Below are 13,623 nucleotides of genomic sequence, written 5' to 3' on the forward strand. Positions count from 1 at the left end.
TCTGCAATAGAATCGCAGTCGCATGAGTCACATTCACAGTTTGCTCTGTCACAGTCTGCAATAGATTCACAGTCACATGAATTACAGTTTGCTTTATCACAGTCTGTAATAGAATCGCAGCCGCATGAGTCACATTCACAGTTTGCCTGATTACAGGCTACAATAGATTCACAGTCACATGAATTACAGTTTGCCTGTCCACAATTTGCAAGAGTGTCACAGGAAACTGTAGGGGTTTCTGCAGATGTAAGAGCATTACAGGAAACTGCTCCTGCAGTAATTAAACTTGACATCATTATTATAATAGAAGCACATGCCAGAATTTTTATAATTGGTTTTTCACTGAAGTGCATTTTTTCCCTCCAATTGTTCCTACTAGTTTGTCTGATCTTGCTCATTTTATCTGAGAAGATCTGGAACCTAAAAGTATCGGCACAGTTAAACATATAAAAATACTTACACTACTTGCCCAAAACCAAAATTAAAAACCGTATTTAAGCCTTTATATCGAATAATAAAACCGGTAAAATACATTTAACACTTGATTGTGCTATATACTCTGGTAAAAGTAAATTTAAAACTTTATAACACTTCATCTTATTTTATAATGGTTCCTAAGAGGTTGAATTAACAGTTAATTAATAAATTGCAAATGTTGGTATTAATTGGTTCAGTTTTAATCCTAATTTCTCCTAATGAATATAATTTATTCACACTTTTTACGCAAATTCTCCTAAATTCTTTTCATTCCTTCTCATTTCTTTTCATCCCTTTCTTGAAAACGGCATAAAGCGCTCGAAACAGCTTGATTAATAACCTTATATATATTAATTTATACAATAGTTACCAAATGACAAAAGGAATACTTATCGCAGGAACCCATAGTGGAGTTGGAAAAACCACAGTCTCCATGGGTATTATGGCTGCCCTCAAGCACAGGCAACTAAGAGTCCAGCCTTATAAGGTAGGGCCGGATTACATTGACCCTTCCCACCACACAGCCATCTGCGGGCGCTCTTCCAGGAATCTGGACACCTATATGATGGGCACGGAAGGGGTGAGGCAGACAGTTGCCCGTACGTCTGAAGATGCTGACATTGCTGTCGTTGAAGGTGTCATGGGGCTCTTTGATGGGATTGACTCTACGGAAATTGCAAGCTCGGCACATGTAGCAAAGACTCTGGATATTCCGGTGATTCTGGTAATCAATGTCCACGGCATGTCAAGAAGTGCCGCAGCTCTCCTGAAAGGTTATTCCGAATTCGATCCGGAAGTCAGGGTTGCAGGCGTTATCCTGAACCAGGTAGGCAGCCCTCGCCATGCAGAACTTGTAAAGAATGCGCTTCCGGGCAACATTCCTGTTATCGGCACAATTCCCCGAAGGAAAGATATTGAGGTCCCTTCAAGGCATCTGGGGCTCTACATGGCGCATGAAAAGGACTACAACACTGCGGAAATGGCAGCCTTTATTGAAGAAAATGTTGACCTTGATGCGGTGCTTGAACTTGCTGAGCCCTGTTCGGTTCCGGAGGCTGAGGTAATTCAGAGACCAGCTACAGATCTCAGGATCGGAGTTGCCTGGGACCCCGCGTTCTGTTTCTACTACCGGGATATGTTCGATGCATTCGGAGACAGCGGAGCAGAAGTAATATTTTTTAGCCCTATGGCAGGTGACGTTCCGGATGTAGACGGAATTTACCTTGGAGGCGGCTACCCTGAACTCTATGCAGAAGTCCTTGAAAACTCAGAGACTACCCGGAAACTGAAAGGACTTGCAGCTGACGGCCTTCCCATCTATGCGGAATGCGGCGGCTTGCTCTATCTCTGCGGAACTTATGAAGTAGAAGACAGGACATATAAACTGGCTGATGTTGTGCCTGCAAATACCCGCATGACAAACCGTCTGAAGGCTCTGGGGTATACCGAAGCCCGCCCCCTTGACAAAAACTTCTCTTCCCACAATATCAGAGGTCACGAATTCCATTACTCCCTTACGGAATGCGACCGTGATGCCAGGTTTGCATACGAAATGATCCGCGGGAAAGGCATACAGGACGGGTTTGACGGGCTTGTGGAACACAATACCCTTGCAGGATACATGCACTCCCATCCTTCCAGCTTCCCGGTAGATAAGTTCGTGGGGAAATGCAGGGAATACAAAAGACGGTAAATGCAGGGAAGACAGAAGAAAATCAAATGGTACCGAAGAAAATAAAGTATCAGAGGAGAGGTAAAAAAAATCTCTTTTCAAATCTCTCCTTTAAATATCTCTTCTCTAAATACCTTTTTTCCTTTTAACGCGTTTTCATGAGGCTTTTTCTCTGAACTTCCAGGAAAAAACACTTTCAGCCTGCTAGGCTGAGATTAATAAATACCAAAGTAATTTTAGAAACAGAGGTAATATGCTGGAATGAATCCTGAGAATGGATGCCTAGAAGATTTGTTGAACAGGTTTTCACAATTAATATGAACAATAATTTGGAACAATGAACCATATAAGGTATCGTTCTCACTATAAGAGGAAGGGATAAAATGAGATTTATATGCCCGCTTATCGTTGTCAACAATATGGAAATTTCCAGGAACTTTTACGAAAAAGTTCTCAATCAAAAAGTACAGTGTGACTTTGGCGAAAACGTATCATTTGAGGGCAGCTTTGCAATACATTTAAAGTCGCATTTTTCAGAGTTACTAAATATAAACAAAAAAGATATTGTTCAAAAATCAAATAATTGTGAATTGTATTTTGAAGAAGACGATTTAGATAGTTTTCTTCAAAAGCTAAAAGATATGGATTCCATTGAATATGTACACGGATTAAAAGAACAGCCCTGGGGGCAGAGGGTTATCAGATTTTACGATCCTGATATGCACATTGTTGAAGTTGGGGAACCAATGGAAAGCGTAGTAAAAAGGCTCTTGAATGAAGGGTCATCGGTCGAAGAAACCTCTAAACGCACTTTAATGCCAGAAGAATTTGTCAGGCAGTTTTTATAACCAGCTATACTTCTTTTCATTCTCTTTTTTCATTTTTCCCTCTTCGTTCCCCCCTTTTCGTTCCCCTTTTCGTTTCCCTTTTCGTTCTCATCTTCCTGTTTCTTCCCCTGTTCCCTTTCTTTATTTCTTATGTAGACCTTTTTCTCATAATACCCAAGGGGATGGCTGATTTTTTCGCAGAGCCCATCTTTTCCTACACAGTTGCCATAGGTCCTCATAGTGTCGCAGGCAGGGGGTTTGTATACATTGCCTGTAGCGCCTGCGATGTGTTCAATCTGGTAGAGGGTTTTTTCCGCATCAAAATCAGGGGAGATGTTGAAAAGGTTCAGGATTTCGTCCACTGACATCCCCACGCTCAGCAGGAAAGAAGTCATTGCAAAACGCATCGAATGGGCAAGGTTAACTCCACCCTGTACGTTTGCAAGCGCATGGGCAATACAGGGAGGAAAGAGGTCGGGCTCAACAGCTCCGAAGTCCGTAGCCCCGAATTTCTTTTTCTGGACCTCGAACTGTTCCTTTATCTCGGAAACGTAGGGGGAGCAGAAGCTGGAGATTTCGGGAGGAATTTCCGGGATGGGGAAGGACTGTTCGATCCTTTCCCTGACTGCTTCTTCAAGAAGCCTTGCAAACTCTTCCTTTGTTATTTTTATTTTGCCTGCCCTGAGCTGGCGGTTTGTCAGTTTCCAGGAGGGGTCTTTGAGGGAATTTGAAAAGCGAATATAGTCCGTAAAATGCATACTGAAATAGGAGTCCCTGAAATCTGCCGAGATTCCAAAATCTTCCCCGAATTCGAGCAGAAAATTCGGGGTTTCGTTTCTTAAAAAAGCGTAGGCAGCCTTGGCTTCTGCCAGAGCATAGCGCCGGGTAAAGAGCTGGTCATCCACACAGGCAACCAGCATCCTGGCAAAGGGATAGGAAAGGAGTTCCGAGAGTACCTGGACTTCCCCTGAGACAGGGGATTTTTTAATTTCTCCTTCAAGAGCTTCTTTTACCCTTTCTATTCCACGGGATCTTGCAGCCCTGTAAGCTCGCGAATTGAGCAGGTTTTCCAGAGAAATTCCCAGGTTTCCAACATGGGCAGATGCTTCTGAAATAAATGGGTAATATGCAAGTTTTTCGGCCTGCATGCCACCCTTAGTCCGATTCTATTCTCGGAGCCAGGAGATAGGATATTCTTCCTGCACCGTTTGCAATTTCAAAGTCAATCAGGACAGGGAAATCTCTGCCAAGAGAGAGGGTGACCTCATTTACCTTGTTTGTGGGTTTGACTATATCTGTCAGGTAATCCAGGGAAAAGAGAGAACAGGCTTCTCCTGCTTTCAGGTCGATTAGCTGGTCTCTGCCCATCTCCAGGCGGACCTTGTCGGTGTCTCCCTTTGCTTCCATATAGAAAGTATCGCCAGAAACTCCCATGAGCATATGGTCGCTTATCTTTTCTGCGGCTTTTACGGCACGCCTGAGGTCTGCACCATTCAGGACAACTTTGGCAGGCAGATCGAGCTGGGGAACTCTGGGTTCTGCACGGATTGTTGAAGGGTCCAGAAGAGAAAGAGTATAGGACAGCCCTCCTACATCAATCAGGAGTTTATTGCTTCCTTCTTCAAGTTCCATCCTAACTGTATCGCTCTTGTCCGCAATTCCCAGCAGGTCGGTAATCTTATTCAGGTCGAGTCCGATCTCACACTCATCAGCGCTGTATTCATCAAAAGCCGATGATCCAAGCTCAAAAATCCCCATTGCAACGTTGGCAGGATCAACTGCTTTTACCGAAATACCTTCGGGTTTTATTCTAAATCTAACTTCATCTACAATTACAGCCAGTGCGGCAATCGCGTCTTTCAGAAGCTCTGCATTAATTGCTGCCTTGAACATGATTCTTCTCCATCAAATAAATTTAAGCCTTAAACTCCTTATCTATCACTTGGATATATAAATTTCCTTACGATCTAGGATTTTCTATCCTTTTGAGGAAAATTTTCCGAATCGGAATAAGTAGCCATATATGGAATCGGGATAAACTATTAGATTCAAAGTCCCGGCAACTATATAAATCTTGGTCAGAAAATCAGGAAGCAACAGGCTCTGCCTGAGACATAAAAGAAGTTCTGACCTGAAAATTCGTTTTCCAGAGGTACATTTTTAATAAGTACGTTTTTAAAAAGTACATTTTTAAAAAGTACATTTTTAAGAAGGGCCCTAAGAAAAGGTTGTGGAATTTAGTCGTATTCTCTCCAGGTAAACCCGCACTTCGTACATTTGAGAAAACGGGTCTCGGATTCATCTGCAGACCTGAGCTGTCTGAGCCACCAGGCTGCTGTATTGTTCCCGCACTCCGGGCATTTTACACTCGTTGTTGGCAGGCCTGAAGTCTGTTCACCTTCGAGTACTACTACTTCATGATCGTCAATCTTGGCTTTGGAGACGAAATTCTTTTCGTTATTTTCAATCGGTATTATGTTCCCACATTTTCTACATTGGTAGTTACCATCTTTAGGAAACATCATACTTTTGCATTTGGTACAGAACTGCATTAATATCACTTTTTGCGTCATTTATCATTTTATTGTGGTCAAAAGCCAGTTCAGGAATTGAATCAAGCTCAAAAAGTTCAACGGCATCAGCGTCAGAGCCTGATTTTAAATCTCCGTATCCTTTCGCAAGGTAGCACACTGAGATTGTATGTCTCCTGGGGTCGCGTTCAGGGTCGGAATAGACACCGATAAGTTTGAGAATCTCTACAGAAAGGCCTGTTTCTTCAAAAGCTTCCCTGGAAGCTGCTTTTTCTGTACTTTCCCCGATTTCAACGAAGCCTCCAGGAAGGGCAAATTCTCCCTCATATGGGGGGTATTTTCTCTTCACCAGAACAAGCTTGTTTTTAAAGAGAATTACAGCATCAACGGTTAGGCTGGGGGCATTATGTTTCATAAAAAGCCTTCGAAGTTTACTTTCCGTGAGATCTTTTTCCTCTACCAATCTCCTTCCTGATTAGCTTTTTCTGGCGTTTTGCCAGATATAATAATATATTAGTATTGTGCATATTGTAGAAACTCGTCATCATATTTCAATTATTCTTCTCAACTTTTCCATTCTTTTTAATTCTTTTTTGAGTTGTTCTCCGGTTCTCTGTGCTATGAGTCGAGTCTCTATAAAGCAAAAAAGTCACTTACGCAGTAGTCTTTATTAAAGGTTTCTCTTTTTTAGATTCCCAAAAAGCTCTTTAGATATTTTTTCAGAACTTTTTAATCTGGGTAATTTTCCTTATATATGGAAATGCTTTATAATCCGTTATTTTTCTATAATAGTAATTTGTTATCTATCTACAATACTAATTTGTTATCTATCTACAATGTAATTTGTTATCTATCTACAGGGTTCTTAACATCCTCAAATGCCTGACTGCAGAAATCTGGGCAGGTATTTATATATCTAGAGTTAGGTCAGATGCCTGTAATCCATAATACTCAATAGTTACCCATGCGTCTCCGGTTAAGTGAAGAATCGGAATAAATTGCCTCCACTTCCACAACATTTGTCAAATATTTGATTCAATTGGAGGCCGGAACAAGGTATCGATTTCGTGTAATTATGCCAAAACTTAAGGCTGGCTTCCAGTACAAAATCGATAGCTTTAGGGCAAGAAAATTCCTTAACCGATGACCAATGAATAGTTACCTAACCTGAAACCGTCTACATTATAATACTGGGATTGCCTCATCTGGTAGATATTTACTTTCAGGTTGTATCTGCCAGTGCCCTAGCATGGCTTCTCAGGGGGTAATAATTCTCAAGACTGTAAATTCGTTATATCAGAAAGTAAAATCCATAACCTTTGAATTCCTTAATACTTATGGTTATGAAAACTTTAAGTCCTTTGTAGAAGCTCTATGGAAATCTATTAATTATTTTAGAGAATTTCATGTTCTACTTTCCGGAAACTTCAGAATTTGCTTGGGATTTTCCAATATCACAGAAGAACTATAGAATCTGGAATGTATTCATCCCAGGCAAAAAGGTGCGTGAAAAATGATCGAAAGTGTACTCTGGCTCGCAGTTGGGTTAATGATTGCGTCATCCGTTATCCCCAGAACCTCAAGAGTTCATAAACTGGTAGGGGGTATAGGGTGGGGTGTTTTTTCCATCCATTGGGGTTACCAGCCTCTCCACTACATTGAGACCCTGGACTATGCCAATGTGGGCCTTACATTTGTATTTGCCCTGTTCTGCTTACTTATGGCATATATCATGTTTAGGGAGTACAGGGAAGGCCCTCTCCTTATAAAAAAGAATAGAGAAGTGATGCACTCGGAAGTTTCAACTCAGATTGCGGGAGATTCCCTTGACATAACTTCAATGATTACAAGTGCAAGTGCCCTTGGTGCTCTTGTTTATTTCCCGTTTGCAAATTTCTCTTCCCTGAACACCTGGATAATTGGCAACGTTACCTCACAGGTTATCTGGGTTCTTCAGTACTTCGATATCCCGGCATACATGAAAGCATGGAATATGATAACCCTTAATGGGTATACGGTTGAGATTATCCTGGCCTGTACTGCGATTGAAAGTATTGCTCTTTTTATGGGGCTAATAGGTGCGGTCAAAGCTCCCCTGAATCGTCTGGTCATGGCTTTCATCGTATCCGTACCTGTGATCTATGTGCTCAACCTTATCAGGGATATTTTTGTGGTTGTAGCTTATGGAGAACAGTGGTTTGGTGCTGATAGTTTCATAATTGCCCACAACTACATTGCAAAGGCAGGGTCAGGGATCGCTCTCTTTGCAATTTCATATGCAGTACTCAAGATTCTGCCTGAGTTGCTGGGAATGATCGACGGCCTTTGGGTCATACTTTCCGAAGAATTGAAATATCTTCTGCATAGATTTGCTGGGGAATGAGATCAATGATCGCAAAAGGATCTGAACCCTGGCTTTTTACAGCTGCGTCTGTAACTGCCCTGTTTGCAATTCTCTCAAGGGCAACGAATAGTTTACCCTTTCTTAATCATGCAGCTTATATGGGGATGGCATTAACTTTCTTTATGGTTATCTTTTTCAGGGACCCCGAAAGAAAGGTAGAAGTCTCTGACACTTATATGATCTCCCCTGCCGACGGTACGATTATCGATATCAGGGACAGGAAAATCTGCATTTTTATGTTCCTTCAGAATGTACATGTAAACAGAGCTCCGATTTCCGGACGAATCAGGGAAATTACCTACAAGAAAGGTGGTTATCTCCCTGCTTTTTGTAAGGATTCGGAAAGGAATGAAAGAAACGAGTTCCTTATCCATAGCAAGTACGGGGATGTACAGGTCACACAGATTGCAGGCACCATCGCCCGCAGAATTGTCACATATTCAGGTGTGAATGACACTGTTGAACAGGGACAGCGTATCGGAATGATCCGTTTTGGGTCCAGAGTCGACGTAACAATTCCTCATGATTTCGACATTACAGTTTGTAAAGGGGAGCGGGTACTTGCAGGCAAGACCGTTATAGCAACAATAAAAAATGACAGGGACTTTTGAATATGAACGTATTTCAAATGTTAAGACTCCCGGACCTGGTCTCTCTTTTGAACCTGATCTGCGGGATTGGCTCCATTGCAGTAGCTGCCCAGAGTAACTCTTTTGGCTTTGCTTTGATCTTACTCCTGATTGCGGCAGTTGCAGATGGGGCGGACGGATACATTGCCCGCAGATTCAAAGGGGGAGAACTCGGGGAGCAACTTGACTCCCTGGCAGATACAGTCTCTTTTGGGGTTGCCCCTGCTCTTCTCATATTCCTGGAATTCGGGGAAAACGAACCTCTTGTCGCGATATTTGCAGTTTTTTATGCTGTATGTGGTGTGCTCAGGCTCGCTCGTTTTAATTCTACGATATCTACCCCGAAGACAGGATTTGAAGGGCTTCCTATCACCGCAGGCTGCATTATGCTGGTTACGTACCTTTTGCTTGGCGAAAGTATCGTGAGGATAGATTTCCTGCTGGCTCTGACTCTTGCTCTTTCTATCCTTATGGTGAGTTCCGTAAATTATCCGAAGATAAGGAATATCAAGGTCCTGGCTTTCGTAGCTGCGGTTTTCGGGATAACTGGTTTTCTGTACTTTATTGATCTCCAGTATATGCGGTTTTTTTCTTTCCTGCCCTTTATTCTGATGTTGACCTACCTGTTTTCTCCTTTCTTGAAGATCCCTCTGATTAGCGTTGTTAGCAGTAAAGATTACGGGAACAAAAAGGGACTGAAAGCCGGAGGGAGGAAAGAAAAGCATTAAAGCCAGTTCAAAGGTTACTATACAAAGATTACTATAGTTTCTCACTGGCACATTGAATTAACAAGGAGAAGTTTATTTGACCGAAAACAAAATAACCGATAGGGATAACGCACTCTTCGAAGCAGGAATAAAACTGGGAGCTCTCTACCATCAATTTACGGGGTCTCCGGTAAACCTGAAAACAGTTTCGAGCCTTGAGCAGGCTATTCAGGAAAGCATTTCAGTTCAGCCTTTTGTGGAAAATATTTCCGTGAAAATCGACCGGGACCTCTTAAAAAGTAAGTTAAACAGTGAGTTCGGATACACCGAACTTCAGGGACCCATGCTTGAAGTTAAAATCACTGTAAAATACGGCTCTTCACGGGTGAAAGTTGCGATGGAATTCGATTCTGAACTGAATTATCCATTGATGAAAATTGAGGATATCGAATAAAATTAAGGGCCAAATAAACTTAAAAAATTGAATAAACTTAAGAATTTGAATGCCTAAAAAATTAAATATTTAATTTAAGGGAATCAGGGGTTTTTAAACCTCTTTTTTTGAAATTTCAAAAGCCCTGACTACCTTTTCATTCTGTTCAGGGGTGCCGACTGTTACCCTGATAAAAGAATCTCCAGCTTCCCTGAAAGAATCACATGAGCGCACGATTATTCCTTTCATCATAAGGCTTTCCGTGATCTTTTTTGCTTTCAAAGGAGCAACATCTACAAGTACGAAGTTTGCCTGTGAAGGATAAACCGTAAATGGGATCTTTTTTATCAGGTATTCTCTGCCTTCCCTTGCAAGATTTATGCTTTTACTCAGGTGGTCTGTATCCGAAAGTGCGGCTACTCCTGCCCTTAAAGCCGGGAGGCTTACCGAAAATGGGGTGGCTGCCCTTGAATACTCCTTTACAAGCCATTCAGGCATTATCCCATAGCCCAGACGCAGCCCTGCAAGCCCGAATACCTTGGAAAAGGTTCTTCCAATCGCAAGGTTGTCATATTCCCTTACAAGCCCTGCAAGGTTCCCGTCCGCAAATTCTACATACGCTTCGTCCACAAACACAAGGGCATGGGTATTTTCAACGATTTTCCTCAGGTCAGCTTCGGGAAGGAGGTTGCCTGAAGGATTGTTTGGGGAGCAGAGGAAAATAATCTTTGTCCTGGAAGATACGGCTTCAAGAACCTTTTCAGGGTCCAGGGAAAAGTCGGGGTTCCGCCTGACAAATACCGGTTTTCCACCGCAGGCTCTGGCAGGCAATTCGTAATAGGCAAAGGTCGGGGTAGGGATAATAACCTCGTCTCCCTTTTCAATGATTATCCTGCAAAGCCCATCTAGAAGCCCATCCATTCCGGGTCCGGAGGCAACAATGTTTGATACAGGAAAACCTGTGTATTTAGAGAGGGCTTCTCTCAGTTCCCGTGCATCTGCTGAAGGGTAGATATTTGCTCCTGGGGCTGCCTCTACAAGAGCCTGGACAGCTCTCGGGGAGGGACCCAGGGGGTTTTCGTTTGAGCCCAGTTTGATAATCGATCTGGGATTAAGCCCGTAAGCCGAAGCTATCTCTTCTATGGACTTTCCGGGAACGTACTCTGCAATATCAAAGATTTCTTTTTTTATCAGTTCAGGCCTGCTCAAGAACATCAACTACCGTATCGATCTGCTCTTTCGTAATCACAAGTGGAGGGACAAGGCGGAGTACTGAGTCCGAGGTGCAGTTTACAAGCACGCCGTGTTCCCTTGCAAAGTCTACAAATTTGCCGCAGGGGTACTTGATTTCAACTCCTATCATAAGCCCTTTCCCGCGGACTTCCACAACATCGTCCCTTGCCATGCCTGAGAGCTTTTCCATGAAATAAGCTCCCATTTCCTTTGAGCGCTCCAGAAGCTTTTCTTCCTTTATTGCCTGGATAGAAGCAAGAGCTGCCGCACAGACAAGAGGCCCGCCTCCGAAGGTAGAAGCATGCTGTCCGCGCCCGAAACTTAGCCCGCTACGAGCTGCAATGGCACCCATGGGGAGCCCTCCTCCTAAGGCTTTTGCCATGCTCATAATATCAGGCTCGACTCCGAACTGCTCTTTGCAGAACCAGGTCCCTGTCCTTCCAAATCCGGTTTGCACTTCATCAAAGATAAGGAGGGTGCCGGTTTCATCACAGATCTCCCTTACTTCTTTTAAGTATCCGGGGTCCGGTATGTTTACCCCGCCTTCACCCTGAATGGGCTCAAGGATCACTGCTGCGGTATTTTCATTAATTGCCTGCCTGATGGCGTTGGCATCGGAATATGGAACAAATGTAGTCTCTGAACTGACAGGCGGCATGAAGGGGTCCCTGTACATGCTTTTGTGGGTCACGCTGAGGGCTCCTATAGTCCTGCCGTGGAAGGAGTGTTCGGCTGCTACAAAGGCGCCTTTTCCCGAAGCCACGCGAGCCAGTTTCATTGCAGCTTCTACGGATTCAGCTCCAGAGTTACAGAAAAAGACGCGCTCCATGCCTGTAATCGAGGCAAGGGTTTCTGCAAATTCTGCCTGGATTTCAGTATAATAGAGATTGGAAACATGAATCAGTTTTTCAGCCTGTGCCTGGATTGCTTTAACAACTGTCGGGTGGCAGTGCCCTACATTGTTTACCGCGATGCCTGCCACGCAGTCGATATACTCTTTTCCGTAAATATCCTGGACAACCGCTCCCTTACCCTTTGAAAGCACAAGGGGCTGGTGTCCATAAGTCTGCATTACATACTTTGAGTCTTTTTCTATAACGGAATTGTACCTTGCCTGCAGGTCGCCGGATTCAATAATGTTTTCTGTCAAGTGAATTCCTTTCCTTGAATTTGTGATCATAAGCTTATTTTAAAGTTTAACCTTGAAAATTTATCTGAGGATTTAATTAGTGTTTCAGCGGTATTTATTATCTTAATGGACTGCTGATTTCTAAAGGACTTTATCTCTGGATTTTATAATTTCCTGATTAACTAATTTCTCAGTTTAAATTTTTCCCCTACCTTCACCAAAAACCAGATTATTCCCCGATTCCCTAAGAATCCCTGATTCCCTAAGAATCCCTGATTCCCTAAGAATTCCCGATTCCCTAAGAATCCCTGATTCCCTAAGAATATTACTGACTATTTGCTGCTTTCTCTGAAAAAAGAAAATTTTCTGCATTATTTTTTCCATGTTCTATGGAATTTTCCTGCATAAGAACAAAATCAGGCTTCACAGAATGATTCAATGTTTCAGGAGCAGCCTATCTGAAAAAATTCTGAGTCGAAGAATTCTGGATTCAGGAGCTTCGGACGTAAGCCGGAATTATGATCAGCTCTGGTGTTCTCCGGCTTCATGTCTTCTTCTTAATCTTCTCACTCCTCCAGTGCGCCGGGTCCTTCCTAACGCCGTGGTCCTGGCAGAAATTCCTTCCCTGCCTGGTACAAAGCCGTTTTTAGCTTTTGCACTGGTTTTTATGAGTGAGTCTATCTCAATTATGTCCAGAGCTTTCAGAAGCCCATCTTGAGGTAAAGCTTCCTTTGTTTCTCTTGGAATCACTTTCCCTAAAGCGTTAACATCTGCAAGAACTGGCTTTTCTCCAGCTTCCCGTAAGAAAGATACTCCCGATGGTGCCTTTATCGTACCGTCTACCCTTGCGTTTTCATGCAACAAGACGGACTCGGCTTTTATTCCCCCAAAGACTCTGGTGTTACGGCCAATATGTACCTGTCCTTTTGAAGATAGATTCCCATAGATAGTGCTGCTTTCTCCTATGCTGATCTTACCCTCGGAATAAACGCTTCCCTTCAGGATCAGGTCTTTTCCGGTTTCGACAGATTGTGCCCTTAAATTTCCTATTAGATAACAGTTGCTTCCGATAACCGCGTCTCCACCAACTTCAATGGCTTCAGGAGCTATTTTTGTGCCTGTGGGTATGATAAGTATTTTTTCAGCGGGCTCCTTCCCATCAGACTCCAGGTCCTCTTCGGAGTCGTCAAAAAGCTCTTCAAGGGCTTTTTCTACTTCCTCTCCCTTTCCAAGGCGCATCATCTCCCTGATGTACAGAAACAAAAATATGATTACAGGGACCGGGTTCCTGACAACTATCCAGCCTTTGGCTTCAAACCCGCCTTTGATTTTGACTTCCTTTCCTACGTCCAGGTCCCCTTCGACGGTTAGTTTTCCATCAATGGCAACGAATTCTCCTAGGTAGGCGTTTCTGCCGACTTCTACCCTGCCTCCCATTTTTGACCACATGTCAATCCTGGCATCAGAGCACGCTATCACGTCTCCGGAAACTGCAACCCCTTCTCCCATAATGACCATATCTCCAGATATGCCGTACTGGATACTGGAGTGGTTGCCGATAATAACGTCTCCCTCAACTAT

15 protein-coding genes are annotated in these 13,623 nt (G+C 43.2%); 6 read left to right on the plus strand and 9 right to left on the minus strand.

Features of this window, described 5'->3' with window-relative positions; genetic code table 11:
* Positions 1 to 353 (minus strand): hypothetical protein (locus EO95_RS02965; protein ID WP_048132006.1); only part of this gene is annotated, 353 nt, incomplete at its 3' end.
* A gap of 497 nt (positions 354 to 850) precedes the next feature.
* Here EO95_RS02965 and EO95_RS02970 point away from each other — a divergent pair.
* Positions 851 to 2,170: a cobyrinate a,c-diamide synthase gene (locus EO95_RS02970; protein WP_048132008.1), complete on the plus strand. Its 1,320-nt coding sequence runs from the start codon at positions 851 to 853 to the stop codon at positions 2,168 to 2,170.
* A 362-nt stretch (positions 2,171 to 2,532) separates the two neighbouring features.
* Entirely contained in the window at positions 2,533 to 2,997 is a 465-nt protein-coding gene (locus EO95_RS02975) for a glyoxalase/bleomycin resistance/dioxygenase family protein (protein ID WP_048132009.1), read from the plus strand.
* Positions 2,998 to 3,026: 29 nt separating this feature from the next.
* Here the strand turns inward: EO95_RS02975 and priL are convergent, their stop codons facing one another.
* The 4 genes from priL to EO95_RS02995 form a co-directional block, all read right to left on the minus strand.
* Positions 3,027 to 4,124, minus strand: coding sequence for a DNA primase regulatory subunit PriL (gene priL / locus EO95_RS02980; RefSeq protein ID WP_048132011.1), 1,098 nt, complete (start codon positions 4,122 to 4,124; stop codon positions 3,027 to 3,029).
* Between the two features lie 7 nt (positions 4,125 to 4,131).
* On the minus strand, positions 4,132 to 4,869 hold the full coding sequence (locus EO95_RS02985) for a DNA polymerase sliding clamp (RefSeq protein WP_048132013.1): 738 nt from the start codon (positions 4,867 to 4,869) through the stop codon (positions 4,132 to 4,134).
* 344 nt (positions 4,870 to 5,213) lie between these two features.
* The gene (locus EO95_RS02990) at positions 5,214 to 5,528 is read right to left on the minus strand and encodes a transcription factor S (protein ID WP_048132015.1); all 315 of its coding nucleotides are present in this window, start codon (positions 5,526 to 5,528) and stop codon (positions 5,214 to 5,216) included.
* A complete protein-coding gene (locus EO95_RS02995; protein WP_048132065.1) occupies positions 5,488 to 5,922 on the minus strand; it encodes an NUDIX hydrolase in 435 nt (144 codons plus the stop codon). The genes EO95_RS02990 and EO95_RS02995 overlap by 41 nt, the downstream gene beginning before the upstream one ends.
* Before the next feature lie 1,098 nt (positions 5,923 to 7,020).
* Between EO95_RS02995 and artA the strand changes: the two genes are divergently transcribed.
* The 4 genes from artA (at position 7,021) to EO95_RS03020 (ending at position 9,701) form a co-directional block, all read left to right on the plus strand.
* Positions 7,021 to 7,890 (plus strand): archaeosortase A, encoded by an 870-nt coding sequence (gene artA, locus EO95_RS03005; RefSeq protein ID WP_048132019.1) that lies wholly within the window; start codon positions 7,021 to 7,023, stop codon positions 7,888 to 7,890.
* Between the two features lie 5 nt (positions 7,891 to 7,895).
* Positions 7,896 to 8,522: a phosphatidylserine decarboxylase gene (locus EO95_RS03010; protein ID WP_048132020.1), complete on the plus strand. Its 627-nt coding sequence runs from the start codon at positions 7,896 to 7,898 to the stop codon at positions 8,520 to 8,522.
* A gap of 2 nt (positions 8,523 to 8,524) precedes the next feature.
* The gene (locus EO95_RS03015) at positions 8,525 to 9,268 is read left to right on the plus strand and encodes an archaetidylserine synthase (protein WP_048132022.1); all 744 of its coding nucleotides are present in this window, start codon (positions 8,525 to 8,527) and stop codon (positions 9,266 to 9,268) included.
* 76 nt (positions 9,269 to 9,344) lie between these two features.
* Positions 9,345 to 9,701, plus strand: a complete 357-nt coding sequence (locus EO95_RS03020) for a dihydroneopterin aldolase family protein (RefSeq protein WP_048132024.1) — start codon at positions 9,345 to 9,347, stop codon at positions 9,699 to 9,701.
* A gap of 93 nt (positions 9,702 to 9,794) precedes the next feature.
* Here EO95_RS03020 and hisC read toward each other — a convergent pair whose 3' ends face one another.
* From hisC to EO95_RS03040, 4 genes are all read right to left on the minus strand, one after another.
* On the minus strand, positions 9,795 to 10,895 hold the full coding sequence (hisC, locus tag EO95_RS03025) for a histidinol-phosphate transaminase (protein WP_048132025.1): 1,101 nt from the start codon (positions 10,893 to 10,895) through the stop codon (positions 9,795 to 9,797).
* Positions 10,876 to 12,063, minus strand: coding sequence for an acetylornithine transaminase (locus EO95_RS03030; protein ID WP_048132067.1), 1,188 nt, complete (start codon positions 12,061 to 12,063; stop codon positions 10,876 to 10,878). Before EO95_RS03030 ends, hisC begins: the two co-directional genes overlap by 20 nt.
* A gap of 174 nt (positions 12,064 to 12,237) precedes the next feature.
* Positions 12,238 to 12,426 (minus strand): hypothetical protein, encoded by a 189-nt coding sequence (locus EO95_RS03035; RefSeq protein WP_048132027.1) that lies wholly within the window; start codon positions 12,424 to 12,426, stop codon positions 12,238 to 12,240.
* Positions 12,427 to 12,564: 138 nt separating this feature from the next.
* Positions 12,565 to 13,551, minus strand: a complete 987-nt coding sequence (locus EO95_RS03040; RefSeq protein WP_394297344.1) for a hypothetical protein — start codon at positions 13,549 to 13,551, stop codon at positions 12,565 to 12,567.
* Between the last annotated feature and the right edge of the window lie 72 nt (positions 13,552 to 13,623).

This window comes from Methanosarcina sp. 1.H.T.1A.1, assembly GCF_000979295.1.
Lineage (GTDB): Archaea > Halobacteriota > Methanosarcinia > Methanosarcinales > Methanosarcinaceae > Methanosarcina.

Coding starts and splice junctions, on each gene's coding strand:
- EO95_RS02970 (WP_048132008.1), top strand. CDS start 851: ATGACAAAAGGAATACTTATCGCAGGAACCCATAGTGGAGTTGGAAAA.
- EO95_RS02975 (WP_048132009.1), top strand. CDS start 2,533: ATGAGATTTATATGCCCGCTTATCGTTGTCAACAATATGGAAATTTCC.
- priL (WP_048132011.1), bottom strand. CDS start 4,124: ATGCAGGCCGAAAAACTTGCATATTACCCATTTATTTCAGAAGCATCT.
- EO95_RS02985 (WP_048132013.1), bottom strand. CDS start 4,869: ATGTTCAAGGCAGCAATTAATGCAGAGCTTCTGAAAGACGCGATTGCC.
- EO95_RS02990 (WP_048132015.1), bottom strand. CDS start 5,528: ATGCAGTTCTGTACCAAATGCAAAAGTATGATGTTTCCTAAAGATGGT.
- EO95_RS02995 (WP_048132065.1), bottom strand. CDS start 5,922: ATGAAACATAATGCCCCCAGCCTAACCGTTGATGCTGTAATTCTCTTT.
- artA (WP_048132019.1), top strand. CDS start 7,021: ATGATCGAAAGTGTACTCTGGCTCGCAGTTGGGTTAATGATTGCGTCA.
- EO95_RS03010 (WP_048132020.1), top strand. CDS start 7,896: ATGATCGCAAAAGGATCTGAACCCTGGCTTTTTACAGCTGCGTCTGTA.
- EO95_RS03015 (WP_048132022.1), top strand. CDS start 8,525: ATGAACGTATTTCAAATGTTAAGACTCCCGGACCTGGTCTCTCTTTTG.
- hisC (WP_048132025.1), bottom strand. CDS start 10,895: ATGTTCTTGAGCAGGCCTGAACTGATAAAAAAAGAAATCTTTGATATT.
- EO95_RS03035 (WP_048132027.1), bottom strand. CDS start 12,426: ATGGAAAAAATAATGCAGAAAATTTTCTTTTTTCAGAGAAAGCAGCAA.
- EO95_RS03040 (WP_394297344.1), bottom strand. CDS start 13,551: ATGGGAGAAGGGGTTGCAGTTTCCGGAGACGTGATAGCGTGCTCTGAT.